We start from the raw sequence: 18,990 nt of genomic DNA, 5'->3' as shown, positions 1-18,990 counted from the left end.
GGAAGCCAAATCACTTTAAAATACTAGAAATGACAAAAGAATCAGTGAATTAGGATACACTGAAATAGTAACAAAAGAAGGTTTAAATAATGAATCGTTGATTGTAATAAACGGAGCATACGACATACTCGCTAAAATAAAGAACAGCGAGGAAGAAGGCGGTCATGGGCATTAAAACATAATGGGCGGAGGCTTGGTTCCTTTTAAGTTTGATTAAACTTTTTTCATAGCCAAGGTCTCTTGCCCACCAAATTAAAATAAAATAGAAATGATTAATACAGATCCAAACCATAAAACACACCTACGATGAGCGAGGCAAAATGACCTGTTGTACGTTGAGGATAAAATTTACGCAAAGGCTGAAGAAGCATTCTCATGAAGGGCATAATCACGACCACGAGGAAGAATCTGCGTGGAAAGAATACTTACCTGCAATAATTAGTTTTGTTGTTTTAATGTCAGGAATTATTCTCGATAATTTTATCAAGCCGGATTTTTTCAAAAATTACGTTCGCCTCATTTGGTATATCGTTGCTTATCTTCCTGTCGGAATTCCTGTATTAAAGATGCAGTAAACCTCTATCGCAAAGGTTCGTTTTTTTCGGAGTTCTTTTAATGAGCATTGCAACCATTGGCGCATTCTTTATTGGAGAATACTCAGAAGGCGTTGCTGTAATGTTATTTTATGCGGTTGGAGAGTTATTTCAGTCGGCAGCTGTTAAACGTGCAAAACGAAGTATTAAAGCTTTGTTAGATGTTCGACCTGATACGGTAACTGTACTAAGAAACGGATCAACAATTACAGTATCGCCAAGTGAAGTAATAATTGGAGAAATAATCCAAGTGAAACCGGGAGAAAAGGTAGCATTAGATGGAGAACTCACCTCTGAGTCATCCGCATTTAATACAGCTGCTTTAACCGGAGAAAGTAAGCCTGATACAAAACGAAAAGGTGAACATGTATTGGCTGGAATGATTAATTTAAATACCGTTTCTGAAATAAAAGTAACAGCACTTTTTAAAGACAGTAAACTCTCAAGAATATTGGAATTAGTTCAAGAAGCAACTGCACGAAAAGCACCTACACAATTATTCATTTCCAAATTTGCAAAAATCTATACACCAATTGTTGTCTTCTTGGCAATAGGTATTTGCTTGCTCCCTGCACTCTTTGTAAGTGATTATGTATTTAACGATTGGCTTTATAGAGCATTAGTATTCCTTGTTATATCTTGTCCTTGCGCTTTGGTAATTTCTATTCCTTTGGGATATTTTGGAGGAATTGGTTTAGCATCCCGAAATGGAATTTTATTTAAAGGATCAAACTACTTAGATGTAATGACAAAGATTGATACTGTAGTTATGGACAAAACAGGAACACTAACCAAAGGTGTTTTTAAAGTTCAAAAAATAGTTGCAATTGGAGTTGAACAAAATGAGTTATTGACTTTGGCAGCAGGTATTGAAAGTAAATCAACACACCCCATTGCTATCGCAATAACACAACACGTGCAAAACAGCAAGGCAATAGTTGAAACAGTTGAAGAGATTGCAGGACATGGATTAAAAGGAGTTGTTAATGGCAAGCAGATATTGGCAGGAAATGCGAAATTGCTCCGGAAATTTAATATAGCTTACGATACCGAAATAGAAAGTATTGTTGAGAGCATAGTTGTTATTGCTATAAACAATAAGTATGCAGGTTATATTACAGTTGCTGATGAAATAAAAGAAGATGCTCCACAAGCCATTGCTGACATGCACAATCTTAATTTAAAAGTAGTAATGCTATCAGGTGATAAACAAAGCGTTGTAGATAAAGTTGCTAAAGAATTGAATATTGTAAACGCATTTGGCAACTTATTACCGGAAGATAAAGTAAACAAAGTACAAGCCTTAAAAACGAAAACCGAACAATTGCTTTTGTAGGTGATGGTGTAAATGATGCACCTGTAATTGCCTTGGCGGATGCAGGTATTGCAATGGGAGGATTAGGGTAGCGATGCAACGATTGAAACCGCTGACGTTGTGATCCAAAATGATATGCCTTCTAAAATTGTAACGGCTATTAAAATCGGAAACGTAACAAGAAAATTGTTTGGCAGAATATCACAATGGCAATGGTGGTTAAAATTATTGTGCTCGCATTAGGTGCAGGCGGAGTAGCCACCCTTTGGGAAGCAGTATTTGCCGATGTAGGAGTTGCATTGGTCGCAATTTTGAATGCAGTTAGAATACAAAATATTAAATTTCATTAATGCAAATTTCAAGGGACGAGATAATTAAATTCATTCTTACCAATAATCCTCTTTCAAAACAAGAGGAATTGGAGAAACTATCTTTAACCGCATTAGTGATAATGAAAACACAAATTGAAATTGAAAAATAAAGAAATGAAATTGCATTATAAAATTCCACATGGTTTAAAAAGCATGTAGATGAAGAATTATTAAAATCAAAAGAAACATTTTCAAAAGGAGATTTACAAACCGCATGGCGACATCTTGAACGAGCGCACATTCTTGGGCAAGCATGGCCGTATGAACATACTCAAACGCATTGGCACATGTTGTTATTCGCATTCCGAATAAAAAATACTAAAGAAATCATCGGACAAATTCCCCGGTTACTTGTAGGCGGTATAAAGTCTTTTGTTGGCGAGATTCCATTAGGAAATTCGGGTGGAGCAAATGTACCACCTCTAAAACCTATGGAAATACCTGCGGATTTAAAGGAGATTCTCGCAGGGTATTAGAATTAAGATTTGCTTAAGAATTTAATCGGATATTTGAATTATGAAAATTCTGCTCATAGAAGATGAACCTGAACTTCGGAAATCAATTAAGCAGTACTTGCATCAGGAAGGGTATGTAGTTGAGTCAGCATCTGATTTTGTAAAGGCATCTGAGAAAGCTGGGGTTTACGATTACGATTGTGTTTTGGTGGATATAACGCTACCAAAAGGAAGCGGACTAGACATTGTGAAGCAGCTGAAAGAAAGTGGCTCTAAAGCGGGAATTATAATCATTTCTGCAAAAAAATTCTTCAGGCGACAAAATTCAAGGACTTGATTTGGGTGCGGATGATTATTTAGCAAAACCATTTGATTTAGCGGAATTAAATTCACGTATTAAAGCACTTATCCGGAGAAGGAATTTTGATGGTAACAAATCTATTGTTGTAAACGAAATCACTATCCTCCCGGATCAAAGACAAGTTACTGTAAATAATGAACTCGTTTCATTAACAGCGAAAGAATACGACCTCTTATTGTTTTTCATATCGAATAAAAATAGAGTTGTTTCAAAAAACACTATTGCGGAACATTTATGGGGCGATGACTCAGACCAAATGGATAGCCATGATTTTATTTATGTTCATTTAAGAAATCTCAGAAAAAAATTGATGGATAAAGGATGCACGGATTATGTGCAGACGATATATGGTATAGGTTATAATTTTAAAGTAAACGGATGAAATTAATAAGTAAAACACTCATTTATTATCTCTTAGTTAGTTTGCCTTTGCTGATTATTGCAGGGCTGCTTTCTTATTTTCTTATTAATAGTGAATTGAAAGATGGAACTGATGAAACATTGATGAATGAAAAAGTTAATGCTGAAAGACTTATTCAATCGTTGAAAGAACCTAAAAGCATCTATTTGAGTTCTGATAGCCTTGAGAACATAATCCCATGTACAGATTGCAAATTAAAGACAGGATTCATTGACACCTCAATTTATAATAGTGTTGAAAAGGAAAATGTTGGAGCCAGAATGTTGCGAAGTTATTATACGTTTGAGCAAAACACATATCAAATTACCTTGATTAAAACCACAATGGAAGAAGAGGAACTTTTGGAGGGAATACTTGCAACATTTGCTTTAATTGTAGGTTTTTTGATAGTGTCCTTTGTAATAGTTAATTGGTTGTTATCAAAAACACTATGGAAACCATTTTATAGTACCCTCTCTAAGTTAAATAAATACGAAATTCAGAACCATGAACAACACCATTTTAATGAAGTAAATACACTTGAGTTTAATCAGTTGAATATTGCTTTAAATAAAATGATGGATAAAATTTATTCAGATTATCAAGAGCAAAAGGAATTTACTGAAAATGCATCTCACGAAATGCAAACACCATTAGCTGTTATTAAAGCCAATCTGAGCTTATTAATGCAATCAGAAAATTTGAAAGAAGATGAAATGAATCGCCTTCAAATAATTGAAAACACCATTAAAAAAATTGGCATCGTTAAATAAGGCTCTTATTTTATTATCTAAAATAGAAAACAATCAGTTTAAGGAGAGCGAATCAATAAGCATTAAGCAGTTTATTTCTAAAATAGCAGATAATTACATAGATCTGTTTCAGTCAAAAAACATTGGTTTGAAATTGAATTTATCAGAAGATGTTATAGTAAAGATGAATCCAACTTTGGCTGAAATTCTTCTTACAAACCTTATTCAAAATGCAATCAGACACAATGATGAAAAAGGAAAAATAATTATTGAATTAAAGCAAAATCAATTGACCATTTCTAACAGCGGTAAACCATTGACTATTCCCAAGGATCATTTATTTATTCGTTTTAAAAAGAATGATGCCTCCAAGGACTCTCTCGGTCTTGGTTTATCGATTGTTAATGGAATTGCTAAAACCTACGGATTTAAAATCAATTACGATTATTCATCATCATTGCATCATTTTCAAGTAAATTTCAACTAAAGATTTACTTTAGAATTGTACAGTAGGTTTGTGATATGAAAGTTAAAAATCCCTCCATTTTAAAAAGAACAATTGAGTGCTTGGTCCTTCTGTTGCTAGTATAAATGTGTATTCACAAACACAAAACATTTCTGTTTCGGGTCTAATTAAAGAAAAAATACAGGAAGTCCTTTGCCTTATGTGAGTGTATTAATTAAAACGGAGAAAGACAGTTCCTTAGTTGTGGGAACTATCACCAATGAAGAAGGGCGTTTTACATTAAATGGTTTAAAGCAGGATAAATATTATATCGAAGTTTCGTTTATTGGTTATGCGACCTCAAGACAACCTTTCTTTATTGGCAGTTTGAGTTCGTTTTTAGATGCAGGTACAATTGAATTATCTGAAGATTCAAAAGTTTTAAATGAAGTTGAAGTAACCGCAAAGCAAGACGAAGTTTCAGGTAAAATGGATAAAAAATCCTATACACTTGAGAATAACATTTCTCAAAGTGGTGGTTCGGTTTTGCAAGCCGTACAAAATTTGCCCGGAGTAACTGTACAAGAAGGAAAGGTTCAGATAAGAGGCAGCGATAAAGTGATTGTATTAATTGATGGAAAGCAAACTGCATTAACAGGTTTTGGAAACCAAACAAGCCTTGATAATATTCCTGCCTCCGCTATTGAAAAAATTGAAATCATAAATAATCCTTCAGCTAAATATGATGCTAATGGTAACGCAGGTGTAATTAATATCGTTTACAAAAAAAATAAACAAGAGGGATTTAATGGTAAGGTAGGATTGGCAGCTGGCTTGGGTGCTTTATGGATAAAGCAGGAAAACCTACCAACTATTCGACCGCAATATCAAAACACACCTAAGTTTAATCCAACGCTATCACTTAACTACAAAAAAAAGAAAATTAATTTATTCCTTCAGGGCGATTACTTGCTTACCAACACATTAAATAAAAATGAATTTGTAGATCGTTACTATGATAGCGGAGAAATTATTCGTCAGCAAACGAAAAGAAATAGAAACACTACAGTTGCAACAGGAAGATTGGGATTTGATTATAATCCCAATGAATACAACCAATTCAGCCTATCAGGTTTATTTAGTTCAGAACGAATTTTGGATCACGGAGACGAACCATTCTTTAACTCTGATTTATCAGATAGAAAACGTCTGTGGCAATTTTTAGAAGATGAACTAAAATCAACTGCTACAGCATCTTCTTCATACTTACATAAATTCAAACAGGCTGGACATACTTTAAACATTGGATTGAATTATACATTTCACAGGGAAGATGAAAAGTATTACTTCACGAATGTGATGCCGACCTTTACAGGTTATGATGCCTTTAAGTTAATTTCTGATGAGCATGTAGCAGATTTTAATCTCGACTACATTAAACCCTTAAAACATGGTAGAATTGAAATGGGAGGTAAATTTAGGTATAGAAATATTCCAACAAACATGTTGTTCTTTCCGGGACTTAATTCTCCTATTGATTCGGCAGCAGGAGGTTGGGCAACTTATAAAGAAACGATACCTGCATTGTATGGGAACTACGTTCTTGAAAATAAAAAATATGAATTAGAGGCAGGTTTAAGAGTTGAGTATGTTAATGTGAATTACCAAGTAAATCCAAACCATCCTACCTATAAAAGTAATGGTTACAATTATACGCAGCCCTTTCCAAACGTAAGGTTTGCATATAAGTTTAACGACTACAACAAGATTTCTTTATTTTACAATAGAAGAGTTGACAGACCAAACGAAGTGGATATTAGAATCTTCCCTAAATACGATGACGCAGAAATTATAAAGGTTGGTAACCCTTCATTAAGTCCGCAGTTCACAAATCTCTTTGAATTAGGTTATAAGGGTAACTGGAAAAACGGATATTTCTATTCGGCAGCATACCACAAAATAGCAGATGGTACAATCACCCGTATTGCAAGTATTGTTCCCGGTAGCACTTTGATTTATTCTATTATGCAAAATGCAGGAAGGAGTTATAATACAGGATTAGAATTAATTGTCTCCCAAGATGTAAAAAAATGGCTTTCTCTTAATATGAATTTTAATGGTTATCAAAGCACCATTGAGGCTTTTACAGCTTACAATAAATATCCTTATGCAAACACTTATACTTCTGATAGGCAGTCACTAATATCTTGGAACTCAAAACTTAATGCCACTTTCCATTTAAAGAAAAATACAGATTTCCAATTAACAGCAATTTACCTTGCTTCTGATTTAATTCCGCAAGGAACTATAGGATCAAGGTTTTCTTTGGATATAGGAATGAAAAAACAAATTCAAAAAGGTAAAGGCGAATTATTTATAAACGCTACCGACCTTTTAAATACGATGCAGATTAAGAAATCTATTCAAGGCAACGGGTTTAGGTATGTTAGTACCGATTATTATGAAACACAAGTTGTGAGAATTGGATACAGTTATAAGTTATAATTTGTGCCTAAAGATTTGCTTTAGAATTGTGTTGTTACTTTGAATTATAAATTTAAAACCAGATAAAAAAATGAAAACAACAATCGCAACAATCGTATTATGCTTCGGGCTTAGCTACGCAAATGCACAACAATTAAAAGAAGCAGAAGTTCCTGCTAATGTTAAAGATGGCTTTGCTAAAAAATATCCCGGATCGAAGGTAGATGAATGGGAAAAGGAAGGCGCTGATTACGAAGCTGAATTTCATTTAAATAAAGTTGAATCCTCTGCTGTATTTGATGCAAGTGGAACGTTTAAAGAATTAGAACAGGAGATTAAAACATCTGCTTTACCAAAAGCTGTTACTGATTATTGCACAAAGAATTATGCAGGCTATAAGTTATCTGAAGCTGCAAAAATTACAGATGCGGCAGGTAAGGTAATGTATGAAGCCGAAATGGAAAAAGATAAAATGCACTTTGACGCTTTATTTGATGCAAACGGAAACTTTATCAAAAAGACCGAAGCAACGAAAGAAGAAGAAGGAAAGGATTAATTTTTCATGGTGAGGCTTCCTTTGCAGGAAGCTTCACTATTTTGTGAATAAAACAAGATTTTAACAAATTTGGGTAAAATTACCGTAAAATACGATAACAGCCTCTTATTCCTGACCAACCTTAAACACCTTGCAGAAGTGGCTTATCGCCCGTAATCGGCTAAAAATCGCTGAATCTCAGCTTCTTTAAGTTCTTGAGGGTTATCGTTGGTTATTTGGTTCGAAGAGGGTAAATTTGAGCCCGCCAAAAGCGATAGACAAACAAAAAGCTATTTTTTTGTTTGTCAGATAAAAAATAATAGTACATTTGCATCCGCTTTACAGTTCTTTAATAATAGTTCGGGGCGTAGCGTAGTTGGTTATCGCGCCTGGTTTGGGACCAGGAGGTCGCAAGTTCGAGTCTTGCCGCCCCGACAAAATAAATGGTTAATGGTTATTTGTTATATCTTACTTATAACATATTTATCATTAACCTTTTTTTTTCATCAAAAATTGACCCCATATCCGCCCAGGCGGATGGATAGTACAACGGTTTTCCAAACCGTATTTGAAAATATTGACCCCATAGCTCAGCTGGATAGAGCAACGGTTTTCTAAACCGTAGGCCTTTGGTTCGAATCCAAATGGGGTCACTTCGAAGCCACAATTTGTGGCTTTTTTTGTTTAAAAAATTTCAATTTTATTTCCACGAAATTTATCTTCCTTTTTTATTCCAAAAGCGATACACAATTATACTGTACTAACACTTTGAATATTGGCTGTGCTATTGGTTCGTCCCGATAGCTATCGGGACCAAATGGGGTCACTTGGAAGCCACAATTTGTGGCTTTTTTTTATCCATGCTTTTTTTGAGCCTTCTCTGTTTTTATCAAAACAGCTGATTTTTATCACTTCTTTCTATCGTTTATTATTTGGTAGTCGATAAAAAATATCCATACATCTCTACTTATTAAAAGTAAACCGGACAACACAAATAAAAATTTTGTCCTTCCTCCTCTTTATACATTTTATATGACTTTCGTCAAGTCTGATTTTCATCAGTTCTTTTTTTTGTTTCGACAAATACATTTGTTTCAACAATAAAATTGAACAATTATGGAAACAAACAACACAAAGTTTCAATCACGAATAGATGAAGGCGAATTTGTTGAACCCAAAGACGACATGCCGGATGCCTATAGAAATCATCTAATTCGTCAAATGTCGCAGCATGCACATTCCGAAGTTATTGGCATGCAACCAGAGGGAAATTGGATTAGCAGAGCACCTAGCTTACGCGCCAAACAAATTTTATTAGCTAAAATCCAAGATGAAGGCGGCCATGGATTGTACTTATATAGTGCAGCTGAAACCTTAGGCATCACACGCTCCGAAATGATTAATCAATTGCATTCGGGCAAAGCAAAATATTCCAACATTTTTAATTACCCCGCATTAACATGGGCGGATATCGGTGCGATTGGATGGTTAGTAGACGGTGCTGCCATCGTAAATCAAATTTCTTTACAACGTACTTCTTATGGTCCATATAGCAGGGCTATGGTTCGGATTTGCAAAGAAGAAAGTTTTCATCAACGGCAAGGCTACGAAATCATGGCCAAGATGATGAAAGGAACAAAAGAACAACAAGAAATGGCGCAAGATGCAATGAACCGTTGGTGGTGGCCTGCATTAATGATGTTTGGGCCACACGACAGTGATTCGCCTCATTCATCAGATGCTTTCAAATGGAAAATCAAACGAGAAGGCAATGATGAGCTACGCCAAAAATTTATTGATAAAACAGTACAACAAGCAGAAGTAATCGGATTAACCATTCCTGATAAAGAACTAAAATGGAATGAGAAGAAAAACATCTACGATCATGGTGAAATTGATTGGAATGAATTTCATCAGGTGATTAATGGCAATGGACCTTGCAACAAACAACGAATGGAGCATCATATCAAATACCATGAAGAAGGTGCCTGGGTGAGAGAAGCAGCCGAAGCGTACAAAAAGAGAAAACAAAACATTGAAAATTTAACAACAGCATCAATCTAAAAAAACCATGGCAACAGATACACAACTTGATCTTTGGGAAGTATTTATTCAACCCAAATCCGGCAACCGATATGCACATGCTGGAAGCATCCATGCATCCGACAAAAAAATGGCCATCCAAAATGCGCGTGACATCTATACACGCAGAGGAGAAGGAACCAGCATTTGGGTAGTGCCTTCCAATTGCATCATTGCATCCAATCCGAATGATGAAGACATGTTATTTGAACCATCAAATGACAAAGTATACAGACATCCAACTTTTTATGAAATGCCGGAAGGCGCTAAAAATATTTAATCATGAAAAAACAAGAAGCACTTTACAATTATGCCTTGCGACTAGGCGACAACTCATTGGTACTTGGGCATCGCTTGGCTGAACTTTGCAGCAAAGGTCCCATCTTGGAAGAAGACTTGGCACTTACAAATATGGCATTGGATCATATTGGGAGAGCTCAAGCATTTTTAGGATATGCAGCGCAGATTGAAGGAAAAAACAAAACAGCAGACGACTTAGCATACAAACGTGGGGAGCGATCATTCTATAACAATCTGATTATGGAATTACCTGATAAAGATTTTGCTTCAACGATTGCTCGCCAGTTAATTGTTTCGGCATTTGAGTTCTTTTTATATACAGAATTAATGAAGAGCAAAGATGAAACCATTGCCGCTATTTCTGCGAAAGCAGTAAAAGAAGTACGTTATCATTTGGCACATTCTAGCGATTGGACCTGCAGATTAGGAGAAGGAACAGAATTAAGTCATACAAAAATGCAACGCGCCATCAATGATGTTTGGATGTTTACTGAGGAATTATTTGAGATGAATGAAGTAGATAAACTACTCATTAAGGAAGGTATTGCTGTTGATTTAGATAGCTTGAAACCTCAATGGTTGAATCACATAAAAGAAGTGATTGAAGAGGCGACATTGGTGCTTCCTGAGTCAGGCTATATGCAAACCGGCAGTAGAAAAGGCATTCACACCGAATACCTTGGACATATTCTTTCAGAAATGCAATATTTACAACGCGCATATCCAACAGCACAATGGTAATAGCTGTGTACACAAAAGAAGATATTTTCGATATCCTTTCCACAATTCCTGACCCGGAAATTCCTGTAGTGAGTATCCAAGAAATGGGAATGTTGCGGGATGTCATTTTATCTGAAGAAGGTTGCGAAGTGATTATTACACCTACTTATACTGGCTGTCCAGCTATGGGAATGATTGAAGAGGATATCAAACAGACCTTAAAAGAAAAAGGAGTTGCTGATGTAAAAGTAAAATTGGTTTATGCACCGGCATGGACAACCGATTGGATGAGCAGTGAAGCGAAAGAAAAAATGCGTAAATATGGAATTGCGCCTCCGGTTTCAGTTGCTTGCAACAAACTGCATGCCTTCGGAAAAAATGAATTCGTAAAATGTCCACACTGCAATTCAGCACAAACAGAATTAATCAGCATGTTTGGTTCAACAGCTTGCAAAGCATTGTACAAATGCGAAAAATGTAAAGAACCATTCGAATATTTTAAATGTCACTAAAAAAATAAATTATGCCAGTATATCAATCAATAGGACATGTTCCGAAAAAGCGACATGTTGTTTTTCGTCAAAAAGATGGTAGTTTATTTCATGAAGAATTATTTGGGACCGAGGGGTTTTCAGGCACATCTTCATTAGTTTACCATTTAAATCCACCTACGATGGTGAAAGAGATGGGTATCCCTTATTCTGTTCGACCGGAGATTGCCATTGAAGATAATCTTAGAGCCATGAGTTTTCAAAGTTTTGATGTTGCACCAGAAAGTGATTACATCAAAAGTAGAAAGATACTTTTTGTAAACGATGATATGGCCATTGGAATTGCCGCTCCATCCGCATCTATGACCGAATATTTTTACAAAAATTCAGATTCAGACGAATTGATTTTTGTTCATAAAGGTTCTGGAACATTACATTCGATGTATGGTGTTGTTGATTTTGAATATGGTGATTATTTGGTTATTCCGAGAGGAACCGTATACCAAATGAAATTTGATACACCAGAAAATAAATTATTAGTGATTGAATCCCATAGTCCGGTTAGAACACCAAAACGTTATCGGAATGAATTCGGACAAATGTTGGAACATTCACCATTTTGTGAACGCGATTTAAAATTACCCTCATTCCTTGAAACCCATGATGAAATGGGAGAATTTTCAGTTCGCATAAAAAAACGTGGATTGATTTATCCGTATATCTATCAAACACATCCTTTTGATGTTGTTGGATGGGATGGATACAGTTATCCATATGCATTTTCTATTTTTAATTTTGAACCGATAACTGGACGCATTCATATGCCACCTCCTATTCACCAAAATTTTGAAGGCAGAGGATTTGTTATTTGTTCATTTGTGCCCCGTTTATACGATTACCATCCGGATGCCATTCCTGCACCTTACCATCATAGCAACATTGATTCAGATGAATTGCTGTATTATGTTGATGGTGATTTTATGAGTCGTAACAACATTGGGAAAGGGCAAATCACCTTACACCCAGCAGGTATTCCTCATGGCCCACATCCTGGTGCAATTGAGAGAAGTATCGGTAAAAAAGAAACGGGAGAATTGGCTGTGATGATTGATCCATTTAGTCCGGTTAAAATCACCAAAGAAGCCTTAAAAATTGAAGTGAAGGATTACTATAAATCATGGATGACAAAAAAAGAAACTGTTTAACATAAAAATTTAAAAACATGAAAGATTTAACAGCCGTAGCTAACTACGATTATAGTGGAGAAAAAGTATTTGAAAAAGCAAAAGATTTTTTACCCATCAACGGAACCGATTTTGTAGAACTCTATGTCGGCAATGCTAAGCAAGCTGCCCATTATTACAAAACTGCCTTTGGTTTCCAATCTTTAGCGTATAGTGGATTGGAAACTGGAGACAAAGAAAAAACATCCTATGTTTTGGTTCAAGATAAAATTCGTTTAGTGCTTACCACACCATTTAATCCTGAAAGTGATATTTCTCACCACATTCGTAAACATGGTGATGGTGTAAAATTCATCGCACTATGGGTAGATGATGCGCGTAAAGCATTCAAAGAAACCGTTAGTCGTGGTGCAAAGCCATACATGGAACCTACCGTTTTCACAGATGCTTCCGGAGAAATTGTAAAATCCGGTATTCATACTTATGGTGATACGATTCACTTGTTTATTGAAAGAAAAAATTACAAAGGTGCATTTATGCCAGGGTATGTAAAATGGGAATCGGAATACAATCCCGGAACCTGCGGATTAAAATACATCGATCACATGGTCGGAAATGTGGAATTGGGTGAGATGAATAATGTTGCAAAATTTTATGAAGATGTGATGGGGTTTGCAAACCTGATTACATTTGACGACAAAGACATTTCAACGCAATATACTGCTTTGATGAGTAAAGTAATGACCAATGGAAATGGAAGAATTAAATTTCCGATCAATGAACCTGCACACGGATTAAAAAAATCTCAGATTGAAGAGTATTTGGATTTTTACAAAGGAGCCGGATGCCAACACATTGCAGTTGCAACGGACGATATCGTATTTACTATTTCAGAAATGCGCAAACGTGGAGTTGAATTCCTACATGTTCCCGGCACTTACTACGATACAGTAAAAGACAGGGTTGGAATTATTGAAGAAGACATGGTTACTCTTAAAGGGTTAGGAATTATGGTTGACAGAGACGAAGAAGGTTACCTACTACAAATATTTACAAAACCCGTTGAGGATCGTCCTACGTTGTTTTTTGAAATTATTCAACGTAAAGGAGCAAAATCGTTTGGAAAAGGAAATTTTAAAGCTTTATTTGAGTCGATTGAAGCAGAACAAGAGCGCAGAGGCACATTATAATTAGAATACATCTTGATTCTAAGCGATATCATACCAAAATATGATGTTCGTCATAATGATATGCATCAGAAATGGGGAACTTTGTTCTAAATCAAATAAAACAAAAAATTATGGAAACGAAAGGATTATATCAATTGCACGAAGAGCACAAACAATGGTTAAACAACCTGAATTTTTACAATGATGAGTTAAAAATCATGCAAAACAGAATTGCTGAAATTGCTCAAAAAAATTCATCTAAAGAAGTTTTAGCCAGTGTTGAGCATTTTCAAAATCAGTTTATTATTCAAAAAGAACAAATTGATATTATTTCTCATGAAATTAAATTGCATGAACAAGCCTTAGAAAAGGAAGTAAACAAAAACGAAGTTGCTGTCGACCACAGAAAATTTCCAGTTCATGCCGAAGAAGTAGATAAAATCCAATCCTTTGATAAACTATTTAATGAATTGAGAAAAGAGTTAAATACCTTTCTTTCAAAGCATATGTAATGATACAAGTAAAACTGTGTAATTGTAATTTATCAGAATGAAACAAAAAATAAAATTTACGAATAAAAACAAAACACAGTTTTATGACACTTTAAAAGAAAGAGTAGACAACTATTTTACCACGAATGGTATTTCAAAACATGCCAATGGTAAAATGTTCTTCAAAACAGTTGTGATGTTATTTCTCTATTTGGACCGCTTGCAATAATCTATTTGCAAGCGGTTAATATTTGGGGATGTGGATTGCACTGCAATCATGGGAGTTGGTCTTGCTGGTATTGGAATGGGCATCATGCATGATGCCAATCACGATGCTTATTTTTCAAACAAAACACTCAATAAAGTAATTGCTTTTTCATTAACATTAGGCGGTGGTAATAATCGAAACTGGAAAACTCAACACAACGTTCTTCATCATACGTATACAAACATCAATGAATACGACAAGGACATTGACAATAAAGTGATTATGCGTTTTTCACCATCCGGAAAACGAATGGCCATCCAACGATTTCAATACATCTATGTTTTTTTCTTTTATGCAATCATGACGTTGTATTGGACAACAGCAAAGGACATTGTACAATATATTCAATTTAACAAAGACGGATTGCACAAAGACACAGCGTTTCAAAAAGCAATCACATTGATGGGGTTAATTTTCTGGAAAGCTGTTTACTTTACCTATATCCTCATTTTACCAACCATCTTATTGCACATTCCATGGTATCAGGTTTTAATTGGCTTTCTAACCTTACATGTTGTTGCAGGATTGATTTTAAGTATCGTCTTTCAACTTGCTCATGTAGTTGAAGGTGCTACGTTTCCTATCCCGGATGAAAAAGGGAACATTCAAAATGAATGGGCGATACACCAAATTGAAACTACCGCTGATTTTGCAAGAAACAACAAACTAATAACTTTTTATGTTGGAGGATTAAATTATCAAATTGAACACCATCTATTTCCTAGGATTTGTCATATTCATTACCCAAAAATTGCTTCTATTGTTGAAAGTACTGCAAAGGAATTTGGACTGCGCTACATTTATAACGATACTATAGGTAAAGCATTTAAATCGCACATGCGAATTATATCTCAATTAGGTAACCAATCTGCCTGAGTATAGATGATTTTGATTTAATTCGAAGTTGGTTTTAATAATTGCTTTAGAGTATTCACTCCAAGTATGAAGAGAGCGACAAGCTTTAATGCATCAAATAAAATATACCAATTATGAGGTGATTCATTCTCAGGAACTCCTCCAGCGATAATGACTAATGCACGTTCATCCAGCACAGGTAACAACCAAACACATTCGAGCACTAAAAACAATGCTATCAAGACAAAAAGAAGCTTATTTAGCAATGATAATTGAGATCGAATGACCAGAACAAACAACAATGTTCCAAAGACAATTTCCACTTTATTAAATGCTTGAAAAACATGTCTCCCAACATCCAACCCAACAGGGAGGGTAAGACTTGGAGCTGTAAATTTAACAGGAGCCTCCAAAAAGGAAATGCCGAGTAGCATACCCGACCAAATAAAACATAAAATAACAATGTATACTGCCCGATTTTTTATCATACCACACTACTAAACAATTGAGATTGCGGTTTATTATCAAGTAGTCGAGCGTCAAATGCCATACATACATTCCGAATATAAGCCCGTGCATTTCTGCGAATTTTCAGATCCTGCTCCCCTATTTCAACCAGCTTATCCTTTTCCATTTCTGATAATAAATCAATTGCTCTATAAATTGAATCACTTTGAGATGCTTCATTTTTCCAATCCGTTTTAAACTTACACATTAAATTCAAAATGTGCTGCCGAAGAATTAAATCTTCTTCAGTTAAAAAATGACCTTTTACAACCGGAAGAACGCCACTATTTACTTTAGCATAATAATCTTCCACCTTCTTTTCGTTTTGTCCATAAGCATACCAAGTATCACTAATAGAAGAAACGCCAAGTCCAATCATTAATTTAGTAAATGTATGTGTATACCCCATAAAGTTTCTATGGAGTTTTTCATTTTCAGCAGCTTTATAAAGTGTATCACTCTTTAAAGAAAAATGATCCATGCCGATTTCTACATACCCATTTTCAGCAAATTTCTCTTTTCCTATTTCGTAAAGTGCTCGCTTTTCTTCATCAACAGGCAAATCAAACTCTGTAAACTTTCTTTGTCCGGGTTTTATCCACGGAACATGCGCATAACTATAAAAAGCAATGCGATCCGGTTTTAACAAATTCACCTTATTAATTGTATCAATCACACTTTTCCGGGTCTGAAGTGGTAACCCATAAATCAAATCAAAATTAATAGACGTATAACCAATATTGCGCGCTTGATTCACTACTTTTTCTACGCTTTCGAAACTTTGAATACGATTAACAATTTCTTGTACTTTGGGGTCAAAATCTTGAATACCTAAACTCAATCGTTTAAATCCTAAGTCGTATAACACTTTTAAATGCTCAAAGGAAGTATTGTTCGGATGTGCTTCAAAACTAAATTCGGCATCCTCACAAACGGTTGTGTCTTCAAGAATACCATCAATTAAATTTTTTAAATTTTGAGGAGAGAAAAAGGTTGGGGTTCCTCCTCCGAGATGAATTTCTTTTATCCGAGGTACCTCTTTGAAGATGGTCAAATACATTTTCCATTCTTTAATCACTGCTTGCAAATAAACCGGTTCAACATTATGATTAACGGTTATGCGGGTATTACAACCACAATAGGTGCACAAACTTTCACAAAAAGGCAAATGGATATACAACGAAATCCCGTCAGATGCATTCGTTTGATCGAAAGTGAATTTCACCGACTCTTCCCAACGCTTTAAACTTGGAACTTCCGTATCCCAATAAGGAACTGTTGGATAGCTCGTGTAACGAGGACCGGCAACATTATATTTTTTAATCAGATTCATCTTATTTATTATCTTCAGCAAACCACTCCGCAAAAGATGTTGGTGTTTCTTGCAATTTTAAATGGTGCAATTCAACATTCGTATGTAACTGGCTTTTTATACGATGTGCTATATCTATCAACATATTTTCACAAGTCGGTTGATATTTTACTAGAACTAATTTACTAAAAAGAAGATTTTCTTCTGCCATTTTTTTATGTTCTGTAGTTGCATTTAAAATGGTGGCATGATCCAACTCATCCACAATTGGTTTGACAATGGATTTTAAATCGGTAAAATCCATTACCATTCCATGTTTCGGATGATTACGATCTGAAATTGGAGTTCCTAAAACGGTAACTGCTAGCTTATAAGAATGTCCGTGCACATTTTTGCATGGGCCATCATAGCCAAACAAAGCATGCGCCATTTCAAAATTAAACTCTTTCGTAATTCGAACAATATTCATACAACTAATAGGTTTCAACCAACTCCGGGCGAAGATTTTTCACAAGATTAATTCCACCGGAAACATTAATCACATTTTTAAATCCATTTCGTTTTAAAATAGAAGCTGCAATCATTGAACGATATCCACCTGCACAATAAACAACAACGTTTTTGTTTTTATCCAATTCGTTCAGTTTGGTATTCAATTCGTGCAATGAAATATGATACGCTCCTTTTATTTTATCCTTTTCAACTTCAGATGATCTTCTTACATCCAGCAATGTGTTTGTTAAACTTAGAAGTTCTAAATCCAACTCTGAAGGAGCAACAACCTGAATTGTGTCCAATGAACTTTTCCATTTAGCTACTTCACAATCTAAATATCCTACAACATTTTCAAAACCTATTCTGGTAATCGTGTAATCGCTTCCTTTTTCTTTTCCTTTATCTGCAACAATTAATAATGGCTGATCAATATTAATTAAGGTACCTACCCAAATTGCGAACTGTCCATCCAAATCAACATTTACAGCCCCGGAATAAATCCCGAAGCGAATGCTGACGACACCGCGTATCTATGACCATCGCCCCTTTCGGAAATTTCAGAATCAGCAGCCTCCTGTAAAGTCTCTTTAAGCTTTTTTAGAATAAACAGTCTCCAAATTTGTATGTCCGTTGATATTAATCTGAGCATCTTTGAAAAGTATGCAGGTACAGGAGGCTGATCGTCTGTAACAATTTTATAAATGCTTCATACTCATTTCTTTCAGCGCATAATTGAATTTTTCTGTTCACCAATAGTGGAGCTGGATTCCTTGCCTAAATTTTTCCATAAGCCGAACCGGCACCATGTCCCCGGATAAACAATTACTGAATCGGGCAAGGTTTTAATTTTGTATTCAAGGATTCATACAGTTTTCAGCCAAGAATCTCTTTACTTAAATTTCCGCTCATCAAATCCAGGCGACCTACATCACCAATAAACAAGGTATCTCCACTGAATAGAGCTGTTGGTTCATTGTTTCTATCAATCACTAAAAAGCAAGTAGATTCAATTGTATGTCCGCGTATGTAAAATTTTAATTTTAATGTCTCCTAATGTTATGAATTCGTTGTCTTTCAGCAATAAATGCTCCGTATTTTGGCATTGCATGAGGACCAAATACCAATTGCATCCGTTTTAGCTACTAAGTCCAATGACCGGAAACAAAATCAGTAAGGAAATGAGTATTCAATACATATTTTATCTGTGTATTTCTTTTCTTAGGAAGTTCAAGATACGCATCTATATATCACGCATCGGGTCAACAATAGCAGCAGCACCTTCCGACTCTATATAGTAAGAAGCTTGTGCCTAAACATCCGGTATAAATTTGTTCTATATACATAGTTTTGATTTAAGTTTAATTCTGATTGAAGATCATTTACAAAAGCATCTAAAGTGCCTTGC

14 protein-coding genes, 2 tRNA genes and 5 pseudogenes are annotated in these 18,990 nt (G+C 35.2%); 17 read left to right on the top strand and 4 right to left on the bottom strand.

Going from position 1 to position 18,990, the window contains the following annotated elements:
• Positions 1-320 precede the first annotated feature (320 nt).
• From cadA to IPP64_14630, 17 genes and pseudogenes are all read left to right on the top strand, one after another.
• Positions 321-2,258, top strand: a pseudogene (gene cadA / locus IPP64_14710) (cadmium-translocating P-type ATPase).
• Positions 2,259-2,393: 135 nt separating this feature from the next.
• A pseudogene (locus IPP64_14705) lies at positions 2,394-2,755 on the top strand (DUF3703 domain-containing protein).
• A 40-nt stretch (positions 2,756-2,795) separates the two neighbouring features.
• Positions 2,796-3,477 (top strand): annotated as a pseudogene (locus IPP64_14700) (response regulator transcription factor).
• Positions 3,474-4,268: a HAMP domain-containing histidine kinase gene (locus tag IPP64_14695; GenBank protein MBL0330625.1), complete on the top strand. Its 795-nt coding sequence runs from the start codon at positions 3,474-3,476 to the stop codon at positions 4,266-4,268. Before IPP64_14700 ends, IPP64_14695 begins: the two are co-directional and overlap by 4 nt.
• Positions 4,231-4,734, top strand: a complete 504-nt coding sequence (locus tag IPP64_14690; GenBank protein ID MBL0330624.1) for a HAMP domain-containing histidine kinase — start codon at positions 4,231-4,233, stop codon at positions 4,732-4,734. The genes IPP64_14695 and IPP64_14690 overlap by 38 nt, the downstream gene beginning before the upstream one ends.
• Before the next feature lie 76 nt (positions 4,735-4,810).
• Positions 4,811-7,197 (top strand): annotated as a pseudogene (locus tag IPP64_14685) (TonB-dependent receptor).
• Positions 7,198-7,267: 70 nt separating this feature from the next.
• On the top strand, positions 7,268-7,732 hold the full coding sequence (locus tag IPP64_14680; protein MBL0330623.1) for a PepSY-like domain-containing protein: 465 nt from the start codon (positions 7,268-7,270) through the stop codon (positions 7,730-7,732).
• 340 nt (positions 7,733-8,072) lie between these two features.
• Positions 8,073-8,146 (top strand) — tRNA-Pro (locus IPP64_14675).
• 144 nt (positions 8,147-8,290) lie between these two features.
• Positions 8,291-8,364: transfer RNA gene (locus IPP64_14670), tRNA-Arg, on the top strand.
• Positions 8,365-8,827: 463 nt separating this feature from the next.
• Positions 8,828-9,775 (top strand): 1,2-phenylacetyl-CoA epoxidase subunit A, encoded by a 948-nt coding sequence (paaA, locus tag IPP64_14665; GenBank protein MBL0330622.1) that lies wholly within the window; start codon positions 8,828-8,830, stop codon positions 9,773-9,775.
• Positions 9,776-9,782: 7 nt separating this feature from the next.
• The gene (gene paaB, locus IPP64_14660) at positions 9,783-10,073 is read left to right on the top strand and encodes a 1,2-phenylacetyl-CoA epoxidase subunit B (GenBank protein MBL0330621.1); all 291 of its coding nucleotides are present in this window, start codon (positions 9,783-9,785) and stop codon (positions 10,071-10,073) included.
• Between the two features lie 2 nt (positions 10,074-10,075).
• The gene (gene paaC / locus IPP64_14655; protein MBL0330620.1) at positions 10,076-10,834 is read left to right on the top strand and encodes a phenylacetate-CoA oxygenase subunit PaaC; all 759 of its coding nucleotides are present in this window, start codon (positions 10,076-10,078) and stop codon (positions 10,832-10,834) included.
• Positions 10,828-11,325, top strand: a complete 498-nt coding sequence (paaJ, locus tag IPP64_14650) for a phenylacetate-CoA oxygenase subunit PaaJ (GenBank protein ID MBL0330619.1) — start codon at positions 10,828-10,830, stop codon at positions 11,323-11,325. Before paaC ends, paaJ begins: the two co-directional genes overlap by 7 nt.
• An 11-nt stretch (positions 11,326-11,336) precedes the next feature.
• Positions 11,337-12,509 carry a homogentisate 1,2-dioxygenase gene (locus IPP64_14645; GenBank protein ID MBL0330618.1) on the top strand — a complete coding sequence of 391 codons (1,173 nt, stop codon included), beginning with the start codon at positions 11,337-11,339 and terminating at the stop codon, positions 12,507-12,509.
• Between the two features lie 17 nt (positions 12,510-12,526).
• Positions 12,527-13,678: a 4-hydroxyphenylpyruvate dioxygenase gene (gene hppD, locus IPP64_14640; protein ID MBL0330617.1), complete on the top strand. Its 1,152-nt coding sequence runs from the start codon at positions 12,527-12,529 to the stop codon at positions 13,676-13,678.
• Positions 13,679-13,788: 110 nt separating this feature from the next.
• On the top strand, positions 13,789-14,169 hold the full coding sequence (locus IPP64_14635) for a hypothetical protein (GenBank protein ID MBL0330616.1): 381 nt from the start codon (positions 13,789-13,791) through the stop codon (positions 14,167-14,169).
• Positions 14,170-14,206: 37 nt separating this feature from the next.
• A pseudogene (locus IPP64_14630) lies at positions 14,207-15,292 on the top strand (acyl-CoA desaturase).
• Between the two features lie 17 nt (positions 15,293-15,309).
• Here the strand turns inward: IPP64_14630 and IPP64_14625 are convergent.
• Genes IPP64_14625 through IPP64_14610 form a run of 4 tightly spaced genes read right to left on the bottom strand, consistent with a single transcriptional unit; the run spans position 15,310 to position 18,058 of the window.
• Complete coding sequence (locus IPP64_14625) at positions 15,310-15,759, bottom strand: hypothetical protein (GenBank protein ID MBL0330615.1); 450 nt, start codon at positions 15,757-15,759, stop codon at positions 15,310-15,312.
• On the bottom strand, positions 15,756-17,111 hold the full coding sequence (gene hemN, locus IPP64_14620) for an oxygen-independent coproporphyrinogen III oxidase (protein ID MBL0330614.1): 1,356 nt from the start codon (positions 17,109-17,111) through the stop codon (positions 15,756-15,758). Before hemN ends, IPP64_14625 begins: the two co-directional genes overlap by 4 nt.
• Position 17,112: 1 nt before the next feature.
• Positions 17,113-17,559, bottom strand: coding sequence for a 6-carboxytetrahydropterin synthase (locus IPP64_14615; protein ID MBL0330613.1), 447 nt, complete (start codon positions 17,557-17,559; stop codon positions 17,113-17,115).
• A 4-nt stretch (positions 17,560-17,563) separates the two neighbouring features.
• A complete protein-coding gene (locus IPP64_14610; GenBank protein ID MBL0330612.1) occupies positions 17,564-18,058 on the bottom strand; it encodes a rhodanese-like domain-containing protein in 495 nt (164 codons plus the stop codon).
• Positions 18,059-18,990 lie beyond the last annotated feature (932 nt).

It is taken from the genome of Bacteroidota bacterium (assembly GCA_016722565.1).
Classification (GTDB): domain Bacteria; phylum Bacteroidota; class Bacteroidia; order 2-12-FULL-35-15; family 2-12-FULL-35-15; genus 2-12-FULL-35-15.
This window is presented reverse-complemented; position numbering and strand designations above follow the sequence as displayed.